We start from the raw sequence: 265 nt of genomic DNA on the forward strand, positions 1-265 counted from the left end.
GTATAAACGCGCCTTGTGGTGGGTTATCGCCATCAATGGGTTGATGTTTCTTATTGAGATGGGCGCGAGCTTTCAGGCCAGCTCGCAAGCGTTACAGGCCGACGCACTGGATTTTTTAGGCGATACCGCAACCTATACCTTATCCCTACTTGTTATCGGCAGACCGCTACGGATACGCAATAGAGCCGCTCTATTTAAAGCCGCTAGCCTGATGATTATGGGGGTAGCTGTGTTTGGTATGACCCTCTATAGGGTTATCTTTATG

General features: G+C 49.1%; 1 pseudogene. It reads left to right on the forward strand.

Annotation, left to right across the window (positions count from 1 at the left end):
- Positions 1-265: pseudogene (locus tag A3774_RS16850) on the forward strand (cation transporter); the annotation flags it as partial.

Origin of the sequence: Neptuniibacter marinus, from assembly GCF_001597725.1 — a bacterium.
GTDB lineage: Bacteria > Pseudomonadota > Gammaproteobacteria > Pseudomonadales > Balneatricaceae > Neptuniibacter > Neptuniibacter marinus.